This is a genomic window from Knoellia sinensis KCTC 19936 (genome assembly GCF_000768705.1).
Lineage (GTDB): Bacteria > Actinomycetota > Actinomycetes > Actinomycetales > Dermatophilaceae > Knoellia > Knoellia sinensis.
Genome location: NZ_AVPJ01000001.1, coordinates 113449 through 132150 on the forward strand (window position 1 = coordinate 113449; position 18702 = coordinate 132150).

The following is an 18702-nucleotide window of genomic DNA, read 5'->3' on the forward strand; positions in this document are numbered from 1 at the left end:
TTGCGATCCCTTGTCGCCGTGGCTGCCGGGGAGGACGATTGAGTCGTGGGCGTGGAGGAGCGCTGGCAGCGACTCGCCCGGTGGGCTGGTGCCCTCGGGCTGCTGGGAATCGCCCTGCTCTACGCGCCGATCATCGCCATCTCGACCTTGGGCGAGCCGCCCCTGCACGCGTCGGAGGCCGAGATCGCCGAGTTCTACCGCAACACCTCGACCACGTCCTGGTACGAGGCTGCCGAAATCACCTCTGTCATCGGCACCCTCGTGCTGACGTGGGCTCTCGTCGGCGTTGCGATGGTCCTCGGACGGGCGGAGGGCGCACCGTTCTGGCGCGCCGCCATGGCGGTGCTCGCCGCCGGGATCCTCTCCGCCAACAGCGTCGGAAACGTGGGATGGGCAGTGGTGGGGAGGCACGGGCCAGAGCTCGACATCGACGTCGCCCACTACGCGTTCGACTCCGGCAACATCGCCTTCGCCAACCTGTGGCTCGCACTGGCGAGCTTCGCCGTGGCCTGCGGCTGGGTCACCCTCGAGACGGGCGTGTTCCCCCACTGGACCGGATGGTTGGCGATGGCCGCGGCAGTGGGGTTCGTCGTCGCGCGGTTCTTCTGGACCAGCGAGGTGTGGCTCATCCCGTACGCGGCGTTCTGGGTCTGGATGATCGCGCTATTCGTTCGACTGGTGCGCGGGCGCGTGCCATCCCCGGGGCCAGCCCCCACCGCGACGGAGGAGCATGCCTTGCCGTAGCCCGCACGCTTGGTGAGCGGACGGCATACGCCGCCGTTGATTCGCTAGAACACACGTTCGATTTGCGATAGCGTAGCCGCATGGCCGCAGCGCTGCAGCACTCACTCTTCGACACGGGCGACGCGATCGAACTCGGGCCGCTCTCCCCGACTCGGACCGTGCTTGGCCGCGGCGCCTGGGTCGACTACCAACCGAGTTGGCTCACCGGGGCCGACCTGCTCTTCGACGAGCTGCATTCGGACGTGCCGTGGAAGGCGGAGCGGCGTGAGATGTACGAACGGATGGTCGACGTCCCCCGCTTGCTGAAGTTCTACGAGCAGGGCGAACCGCTCCCCCACGACGTCCTCACCGAAGCGCGAGAGGCGTTGTCCGAGAGGTATGCCGGTGAGCTGGGCGAGCCATTCGTCACCGCTGGCATGTGCCTCTATCGCGATGGGCGCGACTCCGTGGCGTGGCACGGCGACCGCATCGGCCGGGCGAAGGATCAGGACACGATGGTCGCGATCCTGTCGGTCGGGTCAGCACGCTCGCTCATGCTGAGGCCGCGCGGAGGGGGGTCCTCCCTCGGGTTCTCTCTCGGGCACGGCGACCTCGTGGTCATGGGTGGTTCGTGCCAGCGGACGTGGGACCACGCCATTCCGAAGACGACCAAGCCGGTGGGGCCTCGCATCTCGATCCAGTTCCGGCCTCGCGGGGTTCGCTGAACCTGACCGCTGGACAAGGGCACCACCCCCGCTGGGAGGATCGGGCTGTGCCCCAGTCGACGAACGGTGACGTCAACGTCAGGATGTTGACCGACATCGATGAGATGCGCGAGGCCGACGCGCTGCTGCGCGAGGTGTGGGGTGCGGGCCCGGGCGACGACCCACCATTCACCGTTGACACGATGCGCGCACTGTCCCACACCGGTGGCTATGTCGCGGCTGCGTTCCTCGACGGCGTGATGGTCGGTGTTGCTGGTGGCTTCCACGCCTTCACCGGGCCTCTGCACTCTCACGTCGCTGGCGTGCGAGCGGGTATGCAGGGCAAGGGGATCGGTTTGGCCATGAAGGAGCACCAGCGGCAATGGGCCCGCGATCACGGCATCGCTTCCGTGTCGTGGACCTATGACCCACTCATCCGCCGCAATGCGTGGTTCAACCTCGGTCGCCTGGGTGCGCGAGCGGTCGAGTATCTCCCCGAGTTCTACGGCGTCATCAGGGACAGCATCAACGCGGGCGACCTCACCGACCGGATGTACGTCGATTGGCCGGTCGAAGAGGTCGAGCCCCACGATCTCCCGCCACTCGAATCATTCGAACCCGTCGTGGACATCGACGGAGATCGCCCGGTCGTGACCACCGCCGCGCCCCGGGAATGGTCGAGCCTCGTCCGGTGCGCGGTTCCCGCGGACATCGAGGCCCTGCGGCGCGTCGATCCGGAGGCTGCAAGGGCGTGGAGGCTGGCGTTGCGCGCGGGATTGCACGGCGGCATGACCCATGGCTTCACGGTCACCGGGTTCGACCGCTCCGGTTGGTACCTCCTGGAGCGTCGGGAGTCGTCGCCATCACGAGAGGGCCGAGACCGATGAGGATTCACAGCGTCGAACTGCGGGAAGTGGCCCTCCCTCTCGTCACTCCCTTCAGGACGTCGGTCGGCAGCCAGGACGACCGCAACGCGTTGCTCGTTAAGGTGACCACCACCGATGGTGGCGTCGGCTGGGGCGAGTGCGTCGCCGAGGACGACCCGTACTACTTCCCCGAGTACCTCTCAGGTGAGCGCGAGGTGATCCAGCGCTGGCTGGCGCCGACGCTCGCCGCCGTGACCGACCTGCGCGCCGCCCAGGTTCCCGGACTGCTGCGACCCGTGCGCGCCCACACGATGGCCAAGTCCGCGATCGAGATGGCGGTTCTCGATGCGGAGTTGAGGGTGCTCGGGGTGTCGCTGGCGCAGCACCTCGGAGCCGTGAACTCCTCCGTTCCGGTCGGGGTGTCCGTCGGGATCACCGACACGCTCGATGCCCTGGTCGAAGCAGTCGCCGGCTATCTGGAGGAGGGGTACGGCCGGGTCAAGCTCAAGATCGAGCCCGGCTGGGATCTGGAACCGGTCCGTCTCGTCCGCGAGAGCTTCGGCGACGACCTCGCCCTCCAGGTCGATGCCAACACTGCCTACGGTCCGAGCGACATCCCCCACCTGCGACGCCTCGACGAGTTCGGCCTCGTCCTCATCGAGCAGCCCTTCGCGCCCGACGATCTCGACAGCCACCGTCGCCTGGCCGCGCGGCTTGACACGCCGGTCTGCCTCGACGAGTCCATCCGTTCAGCCCGCGACGCGGCGACAGCGTTGCGCATGGAGGCCTGTTCGATCATCAACATCAAGCCCGGCCGGGTCGGTGGCTACCTCGAGTCCCGTCGCATCCACGACCTCTGCACGTCCACCGGCGTTCCGGTGTGGTGCGGAGGGATGCTCGAGACCGGGCTGGGACGCGCCGCAAATCTGGCACTGGCCGCCCTGCCCGGCTTCACGCTCCCCGGTGACATCTCCGCCACCGCCCGCTACTACGCGCGCGACATCACGGCGCCGTTCGTGCTCGACAACGGGCGACTCCGCGTGCCGGATGGGCCGGGCATCGGCATCGAGCCAGACCCTGCTTCGCTCGAGGCCGCGACGACGTCAGTCGAGGTCCTGACCTACTGACCCGGTTCAGCCGTCGCCGTCGCGCTCGGCACGGTTGACCGCGGAGAGGACCGCGCGCAGTGACGCCTTGACGATCGACTCGTGCAGTCCGACACCCCACAGGACCCGCTCACCCACGGCGCACTCCACATAGGCGGCCGCTCTGGCGTCGCCACCCGACGACAGCGCGTGCTCGTGGTAGTCGAGGACCCGCACGTCGACGTCGATCGAGGCGAGCGCGTCGATGAAGGCGGCGATGGGGCCGTTGCCCCGGCCGAAGAGTTCGACTGGCTGTCCGTGGTCGAGCACCGTCGCCTCGATGACGTCGATGCCATCCTCGGAACCGCTGATCGTCGACTTCACCGGTGTGAACCGGCCCCAACGCTCCGCGGGCTCGTCAGCGTGGAGGTACTCGTCCGAGAACATCTGCCAGATCTCGCCGGCGCTGAGCTCGCCACCCTCGGCGTCCGTCGTCTGCTGCACGACGCCGCTGAACTCCACCTGGAGCCGGCGTGGCAGGTCGAGTCCGTGCTCGGCCTTGAGGAGGTAGGAGACCCCGCCCTTGCCGGACTGGCTGTTGACGCGCACGACCGCCTCGTAGGAACGCCCGATGTCGTGCGGGTCGATCGGCAGGTAGGGCACGCCCCAGTCGAGGTCGTTGATGCCCTTGCCCGCCACCTTGCCGCGGCGCTCCATGTCCTCGAAGCCCTTCTTGATGGCGTCCTGGTGGGAGCCCGAGAAGGCCGTGTAGACGAGGTCGCCGCCCCACGGGTGCCGCTCGTGCACGGGCAGCTGGTTGCAGTACTCCACCGTGCGCCGGATCTCGGCCATGTCGGAGAAGTCGATCTGCGGGTCGATCCCTTGGCTGTAGAGGTTCATGCCGAGAGTGACGAGGCAGACGTTGCCGGTCCGCTCGCCGTTTCCGAAGAGGCAGCCCTCGATGCGGTCGGCGCCGGCGAGGTAGCCGAGCTCCGCAGCAGCCACGCCCTCACCGCGGTCATTGTGCGGATGCAGGCTCACGACAACGGATTCGCGACGGTCGAGGTTGCGGATCATCCACTCGATGGAGTCCGCGTAGACGTTGGGCGTCGCCATTTCGACGGTCGCCGGCAGGTTGATGATCATCTTGTGGTCCGGGGTCGGGTCGATGACCTCGATGACCGCGTTGCACACCCGCACCGCGAACTCGAGCTCTGTGCCGGTGTAGGACTCCGGTGAGTACTCGTAGTAGACCGTCGTCTCCGGAACCGTCTCCTCGAGCTTGCGACAGAGCCGCGCACCCTGCAGCGCGATGTCGATGATGCCCTCCTGCGGCAGGTCGAAGACGACCCGTCGCTGGAGCACCGACGTGGAGTTGTAGAAGTGGACGATCGCCTGCTTGCTGCCTCGGATGGCGTCGAAGGTCCGCTCGATGAGGTGGTCGCGACACTGGGTGAGGACCTGGATCGTCACGTCGTCGGGGATGTGTCCGCCGTCGATCAGTTCGCGGCAGAAGTCGAAGTCGGTCTGACTCGCGCTCGGGAAGCCGACCTCGATCTCCTTGTATCCCATGCGGACGAGGAGCTTGAACATCCGCATCTTGCGCTCGGAATCCATCGGGTCGATGAGCGCCTGGTTGCCGTCGCGCAGGTCGACCGCGCACCACCGAGGTGCCTTGCTCATGACTTGGTCGGGCCAGGTGCGGTCGGGAAGCGTGACGTCGATCTGCTTCTGGAAGGGGACGTACTTCGTGGCCGGCATCCCGGACGTCTGCTGGGGGTGGATCATCTCTCGCCTCTCGTCGTGCGCATCAAGTGTGTCAGCCGGTGCACAGCGGACTCCGCGACGAGGGGCGGCCGATCAGTCAGGCCCCGTCGCGGCAGCGAAGGAGGAGGCGTGAGAAACGCACGAGATCGAGTATGCCGTCCGCCCACCTCCGCGTCAGCCCCGGTCCGCACTCTGGTCACCCCAGCCCTTGCAACCCCCACGCAACCTCAGCGTCCAGGGTCGCGAGAGCAACCGTCGGCGCTGACGTTGCGAGGTCGTCCGCCGGTAGGTTGCCTGACATGATGATCCGCCCGGACACGTTGGCCGCGATCAAGGCCGGTGAGGTCGACCTGGCCTTCCGTCGCTGGGACCGCCCGAGGGTCCTCGTCGGCACGAAACTCCGCACCAGGGTCGGGCTCATCGAGGTGACGAGCGTGGATCGAGTGGCCGCCACTCGCATCACCGCCACCGAGGCACGGCGCGCGGGAGCGCCCGATCTCGCACAGCTGCGGAAGATGCTTGAGGGCAAGTCCGACCGCCCGGTGTGGCGTGTCGGCCTGCGCCACGCAGGCGCCGATCCTCGCGAAGCGCTGCGTGCCTCAGCACCCGATGCCGACGAGGTGGCCACGATCCGCGCGAGGCTCGACCGGCTCGATGCGGCATCGGCAATCGGCCCCTGGACGCGGGCCACCCTGGCGATCATCGACCGGTCCCCGACCGTGCGGGCTCCCGACCTGGCCGCGGAACTCGGGCGTGACACACCGACCTTCAAGCGGGACGTGCGCAAGCTCAAGGAGATCGGGCTCACCGAGTCGCTCGACATCGGCTACCGCCTCTCACCCCGCGGCATTGCCATCGTCGATGCGGAGTCCGATGCGCCCCGCACGGACCGCGAACCGGCTCCGGAGGGCACGCCACTCCCCCGCATCGGCGCGCCCGCGACCCGAGCACTTCGGGCCGAGGGCATCTGGACCCTCGAGCAGGTCCGCGAGCTGTCCGAGGAGCACCTCGCGCGGCTGCACGGCGTGGGGCCCGTGGCCGTGACCCTGCTCAAGGCAACCCTCGCCGACCGTGGCTGGACCCTCGCTGACTGACGTCACGGCCGCGCGTTCAGCCGCGGCAGCGGACCGACAGGCAGGTGACGCAGCCCTCGAGCTTCTCGAACTCGCTGATGTCCACGGTGACGACCTCGTGCCCTCGACTGCGCATCAACTCGGCCGTTCGCGGAGCGCTTGCAGCCATGAGCAGCAGGTTGTCGTCGAGCAGGACGACATGGGCTCCGCCCTCTTCGGGCATCCCCTCGTAGTGCGGGAACGCGCCCGGCCAGTCCACGACGGGATCCCAGCCGATCACGGTGCCGTTCGGTAGCGCGGTGACGGCGGACTTCAGGTGCAGCGCCCGCTCGACCGTCACGGCCTGGGTGCGCATGCCCACGGACTCCAAGTGCCCTGCGAGTTGCTGGATCCCTGCACCGTTGGTGCGCCCACCCAGACCGACGTATGCCGTGTCGCCGACTTTGAGGACGTCTCCCCCGTCGAGGGTGCCAGGGTCTTCGATCCGCACGACGCGATAGCCGAGGTCGCGCACGACACCCTCGACTGCCGCCACTTCCGGTTTGCGTTCCGCCGCACCGGGATTCGTCAGGATGGCAAGGTCCCCCGACACCACCACGGCGTCCTCGATGAAGACGGCATCCGGGCACTCATCGGCCGCCGGCACCTCGACGGTCTCCCACCCAGCGGTGCGGAGGGTGGCCGTGTAGTCCTCCCACTGCTGCACGGCCAGACCCAGGTCGATCTCGGACTTCTCGAGGTGGGTGACGAGCCCATCGGCAAGCCGAGGACCGGGGCGACGGATGAGGGCAGTGCGGCGGGTCACCCGACAACCCTAGGGTCCACCCATCGAAGAGGACGCGCGTCCAGCAAAGTCAGGCGACAGCACGGCATACGGTCCGGCACTCTGAGCGCATGGCACTTCCCGACGGATTCACGGTTCGCCCCCACGTCCCGGCCGATGCACAGGCTGTGTGCGACGTTGTCGCCGCGACCGAGCTGGTCGACGCTGGAGAGGCAGCCATCGAGCTCGAGGACATCCAGGGCGACTGGGCCCGGGCGAGCTTCGACCTTGCCACCGAGAGCATCGGCGTCTGGGACGGCGACCGCCTCGTCGCATTCGGCGAGGTGTTCAAGGGGCGCCGGGCCGAGGGTGGCGTGCATCCGGAGTTTCGCGGGCGCGGCATCGGCACATGGCTGGCCGACTGGGTCGAGGAGTTGGCCCGCAGCCAGGGGTCGCGCCTGGTGGGCCAGACCGTGCCCGGCGGCAGCCACCCCGAGGAGTTCTTCAGGGCGCGCGGCTACCGCGAGGGGTGGACTTCGTGGGTCCTGCAACTCCCCCAGGAAGCGACCATCGCACCGCAGCCACTTCCAGCCGGCTACTCTCTCCGTGAGTTCGCCGGTGGCGGTGATGGACGCATCGCCTTCCAGCTGATCGAGGATGCGTTCGGCGAGTGGCCGGATCGCGATCCGTCCAGCTACGACGACTGGGCACCGCGAGGGCCGCTGCGACCCGGCTTCGAGTCGTGGCAAATCCGCTTCGTCACGGACGACAGTGGCACCGATGTGGGTGTGGCCTACACGATCCTCGCGGATCGCACGGGCTACGTCGACGCCATCGCCGTGCGACGCGACCAACGCGGGCTGGGGCTGGCGAGGAGCCTGCTCTCCGACGCCTTCCAGCGAGCCCGTGAGCACGGGGCGACGATCAGCGAGTTGTCGACCGACTCACGCACCGGCGCTCTGGGCCTCTACGAGCATGTCGGCATGAACGTGACCCAGACCTGGCGCCACTGGATGACCGACCTCTGAGCCTCAGCGACGCTTGAGGAGCTCCTCCGCGACCTGCACGGCGTTGAGGGCCGCGCCCTTGCGGAGGTTGTCGCCGACGACGAAGAGCACGAGTCCCTTGCCGTCGGGCGCGGCCTGGTCAGCGCGGACCCGGCCGACGAACACCTCGTCACGACCTGCTGCCTCGAGCGGGTTGGGCACGTCGGTGACCACGACACCAGGCGCCTTGCCGAGCAGCTCGAGCGCACGCTCGGGCGAGATGTCGTCAGCGAACTCGGCATGGATCGCGAGCGAATGGCCGGTGAACACCGGAACCCGCACACACGTGCCGGAGACGCGAAGGTCGGGGACGTGCAGGATCTTGCGGGACTCGTTGCGGAGCTTCTGCTCCTCATCGGTCTCGAGGGAGCCGTCGTCGACGATCGAGCCAGCGAGAGGGATGACGTTGAAGCCGACGGGCACGGCATACACGTTCGGGTCGGGAACGGCGACCGCGCGGCCGTCGAGCGCGAGAGCTGCAGGTGAGCCGGCGGCATACGCCCCACGCAGTTGCCCGTCCAGCTCCTCGACGCCCTTGCCGCCGGAACCCGAAACGGCTTGGTACGAGGCGACATTGAGTCGGACGAGCCCCGCGACGTCGTGAAGCGGCTTGAGCACCGGCATCGCGGCCATCGTCGTGCAATTGGGGTTGGCGACGATGCCCTTGGGGATCGAGTCGAGGTCGTCGGGGTTCACCTCGGCCACGACGAGCGGGACCTCGGGGTCCTTGCGCCAGGCCGAGGAGTTGTCGATGACCGTCGCCCCTGCCTCCGCGACGCGTGGCGCCCAGACCTTCGACGCCGAACCGCCGTTGGAGAAGAGCGCGATGTCGAGCCCGGAGAAGTCCGCGGTCTCGGTGTCCTCAACCGTCACGTCGGCACCCTTCCAGGGCAGCGTCGTGCCGGCAGACCGCGCGGAAGCGAAATAGCGGATCTCGTCGACCGGGAAGCCGCGCTCCTCGAGAAGGGCGCGCATCACGCCGCCGACCTGACCAGTTGCTCCGAAAACACCAACTCGCATGGGGCAAGTTTAGAGGCGGCGCGGAGAGCGCCGCCCCGACGACCACTCCGTGGGCTTCATGGGCGCGACCACGCCGGTACTTGGTCACGTCGGTACTTGGTCACGCCTGTCGGGAAACCGACGGGAAAAGATCACGAAACGGTTACGGTTGAATTGTTACCTACCAGTTGGTAACCATCCGAGCCAGAGTGAGGGGGCGACTCTGCTCGCATCGAGCGGCCTCAACGAGGAGGCCGCCCCATCAGGAGGAACCACCACACATGAAGCGAATTCTCACGGTCATGCTTGGCCTTCTCGCGGCACTGGGTCTCACCCTGGGCCTCACCACGACGGCCACCGCTGCCCCCAAGGCCAAGTACACGAGTTCAACCCAGTCCGGTCTGCTCCAGCTCGGGACGACCCTCGGCCTCTTCACCATCACCGGTTTCGGCGGCACTGAGTACGACGCGGCCACGGGCACGATCACCGCGCCTGTCACCAACAACGTCGAGGCGTCGCAGAAGGTCATCCAGCACGGCGGGATCACCCTCGCGAAGGCCGATGGCAGCTCCCTGACCATCGAGGCCATCAAGTACGACATCAAGGCCGGCCTCGTGTCCGGCGTCATCAACGACGAGCGGGTCAACCTCTACGTGGCGGAGCAGACGTCCGACACGACTGCCACGCTGACCGTCCACCCCGAGGGTGGCGCCATCCTGCGACAGTTCGTCAACCTGTTCGGCATCCCGGCGGACGGCTCCGTGTTCGGAACCTCGAGCCTGAGCTGACTGACGTCACTCCCTGGATGACGAGAGGGGCCGCACCAGCCTTGCTGGTGCGGCCCCTTCTTCGCTCAAGGAAGAGCGGGTCAGACCTTCACGTCCATCTGCGCCTCAGCAGTGGTGGCCTCGGCGTCAGTGTCACCCGCGTCCGCCGCTTCGACCGAGGTCGTTGACAAACCGGGGACGGTGACGAACTCGCCGACGCCCTCACCGGGCGCGGCCTCCTCGTAGGTCAGAGTGAAGTCGTCGCCGTGATCGGTCACGCCGGCCACGACGGCCTGCTCGACGGCGGCCACGGCATACGCGCGGCGGACGACGAGCGGGTCAGCCGAAAGGTCCTTCACGAGCGAGACGGCCAGTCCGACCATGACGAGCACGAACGGCAACGCCGCGATGATCGTGATGTTCTGCAAGCCGGACAGCGCGTCAGAGCCACCGACGACGAGCATGACCGCGGCGACCGCGCCGGTGGCCACACCCCAGAAGATCACCGTCGGGCGACTCGGCGCCAAGGTGCCGCGCTCCGAGAGCGTGCCCATGACGATGGACGCGGCATCCGCACCGGACACGAAGAAGATCGCGACGAGCAGCATGACGACGACCGAGGTGATCGTCGAGAGTGGCATCGTCTCGAGCATCCCGAACAACGTCGCCTCGGGCGACGCAGCGCCGGCCAGGTCGGTGCCGCTGCGCTGGGTGAAGATCCCGGCGCCGCCGAAGATCGCGAACCACACGAGCGACACCAGGCTCGGCACGAGCAGGACTCCAGTGACGAACTGGCGGATCGTGCGGCCGCGTGAGATGCGGGCGATGAACATGCCGACGAACGGCGTCCACGACACCCACCAGGCCCAGTAGAAGATCGTCCAGCCCGACAGCCACGTCTGCATCGCGTCGCCACCGGCGGCGTCGGTCCGAGCCGACATCATGGCCAGGTCCTGGAAGTACGACCCCACAGCGGTCGGAACGAGGTTCAGGATGAAGACCGTCGGGCCGACGATGAACACGAACACCGCGAGCGTCAGCGCCAGCACCATGTTGGTGTTGGACAGCCACTGGATGCCCTTGGAGACGCCGGAGACGGCCGACAGGATGAAGCACAGGGTGAGGACCGTGATGATCGCGACGAGGACGGCGTTGCCGGCCTGACCGATGCCCGCCACGATCTCGAGACCGGAGCCGATCTGCAGGGCGCCCAGGCCGAGCGAAGCCGCGGAGCCGAAGAGCGTGGCGAAGATGGCAAGGATGTCGATGACCCGTCCCGCCGGACCGGCGGCCCTGCGCTCACCAATCAGGGGCGCGAACGCCGAGCTGATGAGCAGGGAACGACCGCGGCGGAAGACGCCATAGGCGACAGCAAGGCCGACGACCGCGTAGATCGCCCACGGGTGCAACGTCCAGTGGAAGAGGGTGGTCGCCATGGCGGTCTGCACGGCCTGCGGGTTGCCGACCTCACCGGTGCCCGGTGGCGGGGTGACGAAGTGCGCCACCGGCTCCGAGACGCCGTAGAACATCAGGCCGATGCCCATCCCGGCCGAGAACATCATGGCGATCCAGGAGACCGTCCTGAACTCGGGTTCCTCGTCGTCGCGTCCGAGGGGGATGCGACCGAACTTCCCGGCTGCGAGCCAGATGACGAACACGACGAAGCCCGAGGCCACGAGCGAGAAGAGCCAGCCCATGTTGTGGACGACCCAGGCGAGTCCGGCGGATGACGCCGACCCCAACGTCTCGGTGCTGAGGAAGCCCCAGAGGACGAAGCCGATGGCGATCACGGCAGTGACGCCAAAGACGATCGTGTCGAGCTTCTGGGGCTCGTCGGCGGGGTGCTCCTCCACGCGGTGGTCGAGGGCGGGGTGGGGAGTTTCGTCGAGCAGCGGACCGTCGAGGATCTCGCGCTCCCCCGTTGCGTCTGCCGGCGCGGTTGGTCCGGTCTTGGTGAGTTTCGTGTCCACGGGTGATTCGACGCCGAAGCGCCGCTCCTTCGTTGTTCTCGTCAGTTGCGTGTGCGGCTCGCATGCCGTCGATCTCAGGGTTCCAGCCGCTCCACCATGCCGAATGACGCGCGCGATCACAACTTGGACGTATGCCGTCCGCCCGCCTTCGCGAGTCCGCTCCGGTGCGCAGCGCGCACCGACCAGGGATCAGAAACCCAGTCGTTGCAACTGTTTTGGGTCCCGCTGCCAGTCCTTGGCGATCTTCACGTGGAGGTCGAGATGGACCCGCTGACCGAGAAGCTTCTCAATCCCTGCACGTGCCGTGGACCCCACCTCACGGAGACGCGAGCCACCGCGCCCGATGATGATCGCCTTCTGCGACGACCGCTCCACGAAGACGTTGACACGCACGTCCATGAGGGGCTTGCCCTCCGGACGGTCCGGACGCGGGAGCATCTCCTCGACCACGACAGCGATCGAGTGCGGGAGCTCGTCGCGCACACCCTCCAGAGCCGCCTCGCGGACGAGCTCGGCGATCATGACGACCTCGGGTTCGTCGGTGAGCACGTCATCGGGATAGAGCGGTCCCGGCGACGCCGGAAGGTACTTCGCGAGGACGGCCGCGACCGTGTCGACCTGATCGCCCTTGGTGGCCGAGCACGGGACGATCTCGGCCCAGTCGCCGAGTTGGTCGATGGCGATGAGGTGCTCGGCCAACCGTTTGCGATCGACCTTGTCGGACTTGGTGGCGAGCGCGATGATCGGCGTGCGCTTGGCCTGCCTGAGCTCGACGAGTTCGCGCGCGATGAACTGGTCTCCCGGTCCGATCCGCTGGTCCGACGGGAGACAGAAGCCGACGACATCGACGTCGAGAAGGGTCTCGCGGACGAGGTCGTTGAGACGCTCCCCGAGCAGGGTCCGCGGCTTGTGCAGCCCGGGGGTGTCGACGAGGATCAGCTGGCTGGTCGGCGACGTGACGATGCCCCGGATGGTGTGCCGGGTCGTCTGCGGCTTGCTCGACGTGATCGCGACCTTGTCACCCACGAGCGCGTTGGTGAGGGTCGACTTGCCGGCGTTCGGGCGACCGATGAGACAGGCGAACCCAGCGGCATACGGCTTCTCGGTGGCACCGGAATCGGCGGTGACGGACTCACTCATGGGCACTCCCGGTCTCGGCTGGCTCCATCATCTCGTGCTCGGACGTCACGATGCGCTCCACGATGACCGTGGCGATGCGGTGGCGACGACCGGCCATGCGCTCCGCGGTGAGTCGGAGGCCGGCGACGTCGCATGTCGATCCCAGGATGGGCACGCGTCCGATGGTCTTGCCGATGAGTCCGCCGACGGTGTCGACCTCGTCCTCCTCGATCGTCACCCCGAGGTGATCCGCGAGGTCATCGATGTCCATCGTGGCGTCGACGCGCCAGCGCCCGTCCGGGAGTTCCTCGAGGTCGGGGGTCTCTCGGTCGTACTCGTCCGCGATCTCACCCACGATCTCCTCGATGATGTCCTCGATGGTCACCAGGCCGGCCGTGCCACCCCACTCGTCCACGACGAGAGCGAAGTGGGTCTGGTCGCGTTGCATCTCACGCAGCAGGGCGTCGACCGGCTTGGACTCGGGGATGAACGGCATCGGTCGCATGAGCGCGGCGACCGGCATGGTGGCGCTCGCCGGATCAGACGTGACGCGCCTGACGACGTCCTTGAAGTAGAGGAGCCCGAGCACGTCGTCGGAGTCCTCACCCGTGACCGGGATTCGTGAATAGCCGCTGCGGAGAAAGAGATTCATCGCCTGTCGTGCAACACGGTCACTGTCGATCGTCACCATGTCTGTGCGTGGAACCATGACCTCTCTGGCCAGGGTGTCGCCGAGCTCGAAGACCGAGTGGATCATCTGGCGCTCGCCCGCCTCGATCAGCGACGACTCACCGGCGAGGTCGACCAGGTCGCGCAGTTCGGACTCGCTCTCGAAGGGTCCGTCGCGGTAGCCGCGCCCGGGGGTCACTGCGTTGGCGAGGACGACGAGGAGCCGTGACAGGGGTCCGAGCAACCGGCGCAGCCAGATCGCGACCGGCGCCGCCACGAGTGCCACTCCGGCGGCGTGCTGCCCACCGAGGGTGCGAGGTGACACGCCGACGAGGGCAAAGGAGACGACGGCCAGAATCGCGATGGCGATCAGGAGGGGCTTCCACGTCCCGTCGACGGCGCGGTAGACCGCCGTGGTCACGAGCACTGCGGTGGTCATCTCGGCGATGACACGGACGAACGAGACGACCGAGAGGTATGCCGCGCTGTCACCCACGACCTTGACCAAGGCCCCCGATCCGGGGCGACCGTCGTCGAGGAGTTCCTGGGCGCGAACCCGCGAGACCCGTTGCAGGGCTGCCTCGGCCGCCGACAGGGCGAACGACATCACGAGACCGAGGATGCTGAAGACGACGAGCCTGGTCATGGGGTCACCGCCCTGCTACCCGACGTCGAGGCGTCGGGACTGGCTGGGTCAGGCACCGTGCCGACCCCTCGTCGCGAGGAAGGTCAGCAGGAGCTGGCGTTGCAGCTCGAACATCTCCTTCTCCTCGTCGGGCTCGGCGTGGTCGTAGCCCAGGAGGTGGAGGATGCCGTGGGTCGTGAGCAGCAGGAGCTCCTCTTCGGTGGCGTGGCCTGCGGCCGCGGCTTGCTTCTCGGCGACGCTCGGGCACAGAACGATGTCCCCAAGGACCCCCTCTTCGGGGTCGTCGTCGTCACTGCCCGGACGGAGCTCATCCATGGGGAAGCTCATGACATCGGTCGGCCCCGGCAGGTCCATCCACTGGATGTGCAAGGTCTCCATCGCGTCCTCGTCGACGAGGCGCAGGCACAGGTCGGCCTGGGGGTGGACCTTCATCTCGCCCATGACGTAGCGAGCGCAGGCCACGAGTTCGAGCTCGTCGAGGTGGAACTCGGTTTCGTTGAGGACGTCGATGCTCACGCGTCGCCGCCCTGGTCACCCGTCGGGTTCGTGGCTGGTTCGGACGGTGAGGTCGCCTCGCCCGAGGACGCCGCGTCGGGCGAACTCCTCTTGGGCGAGCGCCGTGGCCGGGCCGCCCCCTTGGGCTGATGGCGCGCGTCCCATCGCCCGTAGGCGTCGACGATCTGGCCGACCAGCCGGTGCCGGACCACATCCTGGGCGGTGAGTTCGGTGAAGTGAATGTCCTCCACGCTGGTCAGGATGTCGCGGACGACGCGGAGGCCGCTCTGCGTGCCGCCGGGCAGGTCCACCTGGGTGACGTCGCCCGTCACAACCATCTTGGAGCCGAACCCAAGCCTGGTGAGGAACATCTTCATCTGCTCGGGCGTGGTGTTCTGGGCCTCGTCGAGGATCACGAAGGAGTCGTTGATCGAACGACCGCGCATGAACGCGAGCGGGGCCACCTCGATGGTCCCTGCCGCCATGAGCCGCGGGATCGAGTCGGGGTCGACCATGTCATGCAGGGCGTCATAGAGGGGTCGCAGGTAGGGGTCGATCTTGTCGTTGAGGGTGCCCGGGAGGAAGCCCAGACGTTCACCCGCCTCCACCGCGGGGCGGGTGAGGATGATCCGGTTGACCTGCTTCGACTGGAGGGCCGCGACGGCTTTGGCCATGGCGAGATAGGTCTTGCCCGTTCCCGCAGGACCGATCCCGAACGTGATCGTGTGGTCGTCGATCGCGTCGACGTAGCGCTTCTGACCCAGCGTCTTCGGTCGAATGGTGCGGCCCCGCGACGACACGATGTTCATCGTGAGGACGTCAGCGGGACGCTCTGCTGTCTGTGCGCGCAGCATCGCGATGGACCGCTCGACCGCATCACGGTTGAGCGCCTGACCACCGTCGATGACGGCGAGCAGCTCGTCGATGACGCGCTCGACAAGCGCGACCTCCGCGCTGGTGCCGGAGAGGTGGAACTCGTTGCCGCGCACGTGGATCGAGGTCAGCGGGAACTGGCGCTCCATGGTGCGGAGCAACTCGTCGCGTGGACCCAGGAGGGACACCATCGGCACGTCGGCCGGGATCGTGACGGTGTGGACCGGGAGGTGAGTCGACGGGTCGCCGGACGTGGAGGTGTGTGATGCGTCTGTCATGTCACCCATGAGTCTACGGTTCGGCTCAGCCGGGAGGCCATTGCATTCGCCGGCCACCCAGCACGTGCAGATGAGCGTGGAACACGGCCTGCCCACCCTCGACGCCGGTGTTGAAGACCAGCCGGTACCCCGCGTCAAGGCCCTCGGACGCCGCGACGTCCCTCGCGAGGCCGACGACATCCGCCAGCTCGAGCGGGTTCTCGGCGAGTTCGCCGGCATTCTCGACGTGCCGCTTGGGAACCACGAGGACGTGCTTCGGCGCTTGCGGCTCGATGTCGCGGAACGCGAGGCTGTGCGGGGTCTCGGCAACCACGTCGGGTTCGATCTCGCGCGAGACGAAGCGACAGAACAGGCATTCGGGAGAAGTCTGCGCAGGGGCCATGCCCCGACAGTAAACCGATCTCGCCCCTCAGGCGTCTCAGGGACGTGACAATGACTCTCGTGGGGTCACGACGTGACGCAAGAGCGCGCGCCGCCGCCGATGACGGCGTGTCGAGCCTGTATGCCGTGCACTGGACCCCCATGGTCCGGCTGGCCTGGCTCTTCGTCCACGACGATCTCCTCGCGGAGGAGATCGCCCAGGACGCCTTCATCTCGCTCCATCGGAAGTGGCACGAGGTCCAGGAAGGCCGCGGTGCGGCATACCTGCGGCAGTGTGTCGTCAACGGAGCGCGCTCCGCGCTCCGGCACCACAAGGTGGAGCAGCGATATCTCGAGTCACTGCCACACGGCACACGTCACCTGAGGGTCGCGAGCGCCGAGGACGAGGCGATCTCGGCGACCGGAGCCGCCGACCTGTTCCACCGCCTTCAGAAGTTGCCCACGCGTCAGCGCGAGGTGCTGGTGCTGCGCTACTACCTCGATCTCAGTGAGGCCCAGATCGCCGATAGCCTCGGCATCGCGCCCGGCTCGGTCAAGGCCCATGCCCATCGTGGTCTCGCCGCCCTGCGCACCCAGATGGAGGACCGGACATGACCACCCAGTTCGACCAGTCGTCGACCGAGCGAGAGCTTCGCGAGGCCTTGGCCCAGCGCGCGGCCGAGGTCCATCCTTCAGCCCGGCTCGACGAGATTCTGCGGGCGGCTGCGGAGCCGGAGGCCGTGAACGTGCGTCGGCGCTGGCTCGCGGGAATCGGTATCGCCGCCGCGGCTGCCACAGTGGCCGGTGCGGTCTGGGCATCACGCCCGGACTCGGAGCCGACTCTGCCTGCCAACACCCCGTCGGCCACGCCCACCAGCTCCGCGCCCGCACCCTCCGCGTCGCCCAGCATCTCCCCGAGCGCGTCCCCGACCGCGTCGCCCAGTGCCTCTCAACCGGGGACCACTGCGCCAACTCCATCGACGTCCCCGCCGGCCGTGCCTCCAGCCCCCAACCAACCCACGTCGAGCAGTGCCCTCGCGATCTACCGAGTGGGCACCAACGGGGGGTCGGCGAACCGTCCCGGCCTGGTGCGTGAGTTCAAGGCATCGGGCGGATCCGCGACCGAATCGACCCGGGTGTCCACCGCTGTTGAGGAGTCGCTGCGGCGAACCGATCTCTGGCGCGGAGTCACGATCGAGGACGTCACCGTCACGAGCGGCCGCATCACCCTCGAGTTGTCGGGTCCGGGGTCGTCCGCCGCATCAGCCAACGCGGCCCGATTGGGCGTGTCCGCACTCGTGTGGACCGCGCAGGCGGTCGTCGGTCGGGGTGACGTCCCGGTCCAGATCACCGCTGCGGGCGGAGGCCGACTGCTCGGTCATGTGGCCACGACGTCGACCTTCACGCGCGCCTCGACTCCCCCAGAAGCTCTCTGCGACATCTGGATCGACGCCCCCTCCCCGGGTGCCTCACTCCGCGGCTCCAACGTCGTGGTCGTGCGTGGACAGGCCGTGGCCTGGGAGGCCAACGTCGAGTGGGAGCTGCGATCGGGAGATTCGACCGTGCGTGAGGGCTTCACAACAGCCTCTGTCGGCGCGCCCAGTCGTGGCACGTTCAGCATCGATCTGGGCCGACTCGACGCGGGGAGCTACGCGATCCGCGCCTTCACCACGTCTCCCGAGGACGGTGCTCGAGTGCTTGCCGAGCGGGTCGTCACGTTCACGGTGCGGTGAGGGCGTCGTCAGCGCCAGCGGGCTGAGGCACTGAGGACGGCCAGCGCGGCAGGTCCTGCACTCGACGAGCGGAGGACCGTGTCGCCGAGGCGGACGATCCGAGCGCCGGCGCTGGCGAACGCCTCGAGCTCCTGGGGCGCGATGCCGCCCTCGGGACCCACGACGAGGAGCACGTCGCCCTCGTCGGGCAAGGTCTCGGCGGCCAAGGGCAACTGGGCGTCCTCATGGAGCACGTATGCCGTGACGCCCGCGGCGATGCGCGCCGCAAGTTCGGTCGTGGTCACCACGGGAGCCAGGATCGGTCGACGGGGGCGTCGAGACTGCTTCGTGGCCGCGATGAGAACGGCATCCCACTTGCGCCATGCCTTGTCCCCGCGATCGCCGCGCCACTGGACGATGCTGCGGCTGGCCTGCCACGGCACGACCTCGTCGACGCCGAGCTCGGTGGCCGCCTCGATCGCCTGGTCGTCCCGATCTCCCTTCGCCAGGGCCTGGACGAGCACGAGTCGCGGAGACGGGACAGGCACGTCCTCGACGATCTCGACGCGGAGGGTCAGCCGGTCGCGCTCGACGGACTCGACCTCACCCGTGACGAGACGCCCGGCTCCGTCGGCCAGACGGAGGTGCTCCCCCGGCTGGGTGCGCTTCACCGTGGCAGCGTGGCGGCCCTCGCTCCCGTCGAGCACGACGACATCACCGACGCGAGTCCCGTCGAGGGTTCCGCCGGCCACGAGGTAGAGGTGGAGACTCACGCCACCGCTCCTGC

General features: G+C 68.0%; 19 protein-coding genes. 9 read left to right on the plus strand and 10 right to left on the minus strand.

Annotation, left to right across the window (positions count from 1 at the left end; all coding sequences use genetic code 11):
* The first annotated feature begins 45 nt into the window (after positions 1-45).
* From N802_RS00565 to menC, 4 genes are all read left to right on the plus strand, one after another.
* Complete coding sequence (locus N802_RS00565) at positions 46-744, plus strand: hypothetical protein (RefSeq protein WP_035910740.1); 699 nt, start codon at positions 46-48, stop codon at positions 742-744.
* Positions 745-824: 80 nt separating this feature from the next.
* Complete coding sequence (locus N802_RS00570; protein ID WP_035910742.1) at positions 825-1448, plus strand: alpha-ketoglutarate-dependent dioxygenase AlkB; 624 nt, start codon at positions 825-827, stop codon at positions 1446-1448.
* A gap of 47 nt (positions 1449-1495) precedes the next feature.
* Positions 1496-2314, plus strand: coding sequence for a GNAT family N-acetyltransferase (locus N802_RS00575; protein WP_035910745.1), 819 nt, complete (start codon positions 1496-1498; stop codon positions 2312-2314).
* A complete protein-coding gene (gene menC, locus N802_RS00580; RefSeq protein WP_035910748.1) occupies positions 2311-3420 on the plus strand; it encodes an o-succinylbenzoate synthase in 1110 nt (369 codons plus the stop codon). Before N802_RS00575 ends, menC begins: the two co-directional genes overlap by 4 nt.
* Positions 3421-3426: 6 nt before the next feature.
* Here menC and leuA read toward each other — a convergent pair whose 3' ends face one another.
* The gene (gene leuA / locus N802_RS00585; protein ID WP_035910750.1) at positions 3427-5166 is read right to left on the minus strand and encodes a 2-isopropylmalate synthase; all 1740 of its coding nucleotides are present in this window, start codon (positions 5164-5166) and stop codon (positions 3427-3429) included.
* Between the two features lie 278 nt (positions 5167-5444).
* Between leuA and N802_RS00590 the strand changes: the two genes are divergently transcribed.
* Positions 5445-6239: a hypothetical protein gene (locus N802_RS00590; protein WP_035910752.1), complete on the plus strand. Its 795-nt coding sequence runs from the start codon at positions 5445-5447 to the stop codon at positions 6237-6239.
* A gap of 16 nt (positions 6240-6255) precedes the next feature.
* Here N802_RS00590 and ddaH read toward each other — a convergent pair whose 3' ends face one another.
* Positions 6256-7023, minus strand: coding sequence for a dimethylargininase (ddaH, locus tag N802_RS00595; RefSeq protein WP_035910754.1), 768 nt, complete (start codon positions 7021-7023; stop codon positions 6256-6258).
* 89 nt (positions 7024-7112) lie between these two features.
* On the opposite strand from ddaH, the gene N802_RS00600 reads away from it, so the two are divergent.
* Positions 7113-8009, plus strand: a complete 897-nt coding sequence (locus tag N802_RS00600) for a GNAT family N-acetyltransferase (protein ID WP_035910757.1) — start codon at positions 7113-7115, stop codon at positions 8007-8009.
* Positions 8010-8012: 3 nt separating this feature from the next.
* On the opposite strand, the gene N802_RS00605 is transcribed toward N802_RS00600, so the two are convergent.
* Entirely contained in the window at positions 8013-9047 is a 1035-nt protein-coding gene (locus N802_RS00605) for an aspartate-semialdehyde dehydrogenase (RefSeq protein ID WP_035910759.1), read from the minus strand.
* Between the two features lie 260 nt (positions 9048-9307).
* Between N802_RS00605 and N802_RS00610 the strand changes: the two genes are divergently transcribed.
* On the plus strand, positions 9308-9814 hold the full coding sequence (locus N802_RS00610) for a hypothetical protein (RefSeq protein WP_035910762.1): 507 nt from the start codon (positions 9308-9310) through the stop codon (positions 9812-9814).
* Positions 9815-9894: 80 nt separating this feature from the next.
* Here N802_RS00610 and N802_RS00615 read toward each other — a convergent pair whose 3' ends face one another.
* The 6 genes from N802_RS00615 to N802_RS00640 all read right to left on the minus strand — a co-directional run bounded on the left by N802_RS00615 (position 9895) and on the right by N802_RS00640 (position 16225).
* The gene (locus N802_RS00615) at positions 9895-11763 is read right to left on the minus strand and encodes a BCCT family transporter (RefSeq protein WP_052109255.1); all 1869 of its coding nucleotides are present in this window, start codon (positions 11761-11763) and stop codon (positions 9895-9897) included.
* A 189-nt stretch (positions 11764-11952) separates the two neighbouring features.
* Positions 11953-12903 (minus strand): GTPase Era, encoded by a 951-nt coding sequence (era, locus tag N802_RS00620; protein ID WP_035910765.1) that lies wholly within the window; start codon positions 12901-12903, stop codon positions 11953-11955.
* Positions 12896-14197, minus strand: a complete 1302-nt coding sequence (locus N802_RS00625; protein WP_035910768.1) for a hemolysin family protein — start codon at positions 14195-14197, stop codon at positions 12896-12898. The genes era and N802_RS00625 overlap by 8 nt, the downstream gene beginning before the upstream one ends.
* 48 nt (positions 14198-14245) lie before the next feature.
* Positions 14246-14713, minus strand: a complete 468-nt coding sequence (gene ybeY, locus N802_RS00630; protein ID WP_035910771.1) for an rRNA maturation RNase YbeY — start codon at positions 14711-14713, stop codon at positions 14246-14248.
* Positions 14710-15852 (minus strand): PhoH family protein, encoded by a 1143-nt coding sequence (locus tag N802_RS00635; protein ID WP_245613778.1) that lies wholly within the window; start codon positions 15850-15852, stop codon positions 14710-14712. The genes ybeY and N802_RS00635 overlap by 4 nt, the downstream gene beginning before the upstream one ends.
* Positions 15853-15868: 16 nt before the next feature.
* Positions 15869-16225: an HIT domain-containing protein gene (locus N802_RS00640; RefSeq protein WP_035910774.1), complete on the minus strand. Its 357-nt coding sequence runs from the start codon at positions 16223-16225 to the stop codon at positions 15869-15871.
* 50 nt (positions 16226-16275) lie between these two features.
* On the opposite strand from N802_RS00640, the gene N802_RS00645 reads away from it, so the two are divergent.
* Both N802_RS00645 and N802_RS00650 read left to right on the plus strand, forming a co-directional pair.
* Complete coding sequence (locus N802_RS00645) at positions 16276-16818, plus strand: SigE family RNA polymerase sigma factor (RefSeq protein ID WP_052109256.1); 543 nt, start codon at positions 16276-16278, stop codon at positions 16816-16818.
* Positions 16815-17936: a Gmad2 immunoglobulin-like domain-containing protein gene (locus N802_RS00650; RefSeq protein WP_035910779.1), complete on the plus strand. Its 1122-nt coding sequence runs from the start codon at positions 16815-16817 to the stop codon at positions 17934-17936. The genes N802_RS00645 and N802_RS00650 overlap by 4 nt, the downstream gene beginning before the upstream one ends.
* Before the next feature lie 8 nt (positions 17937-17944).
* Here N802_RS00650 and N802_RS00655 read toward each other — a convergent pair whose 3' ends face one another.
* Positions 17945-18688 carry a 16S rRNA (uracil(1498)-N(3))-methyltransferase gene (locus N802_RS00655; RefSeq protein WP_035910782.1) on the minus strand — a complete coding sequence of 248 codons (744 nt, stop codon included), beginning with the start codon at positions 18686-18688 and terminating at the stop codon, positions 17945-17947.
* Positions 18689-18702: the final 14 nt, after the last annotated feature.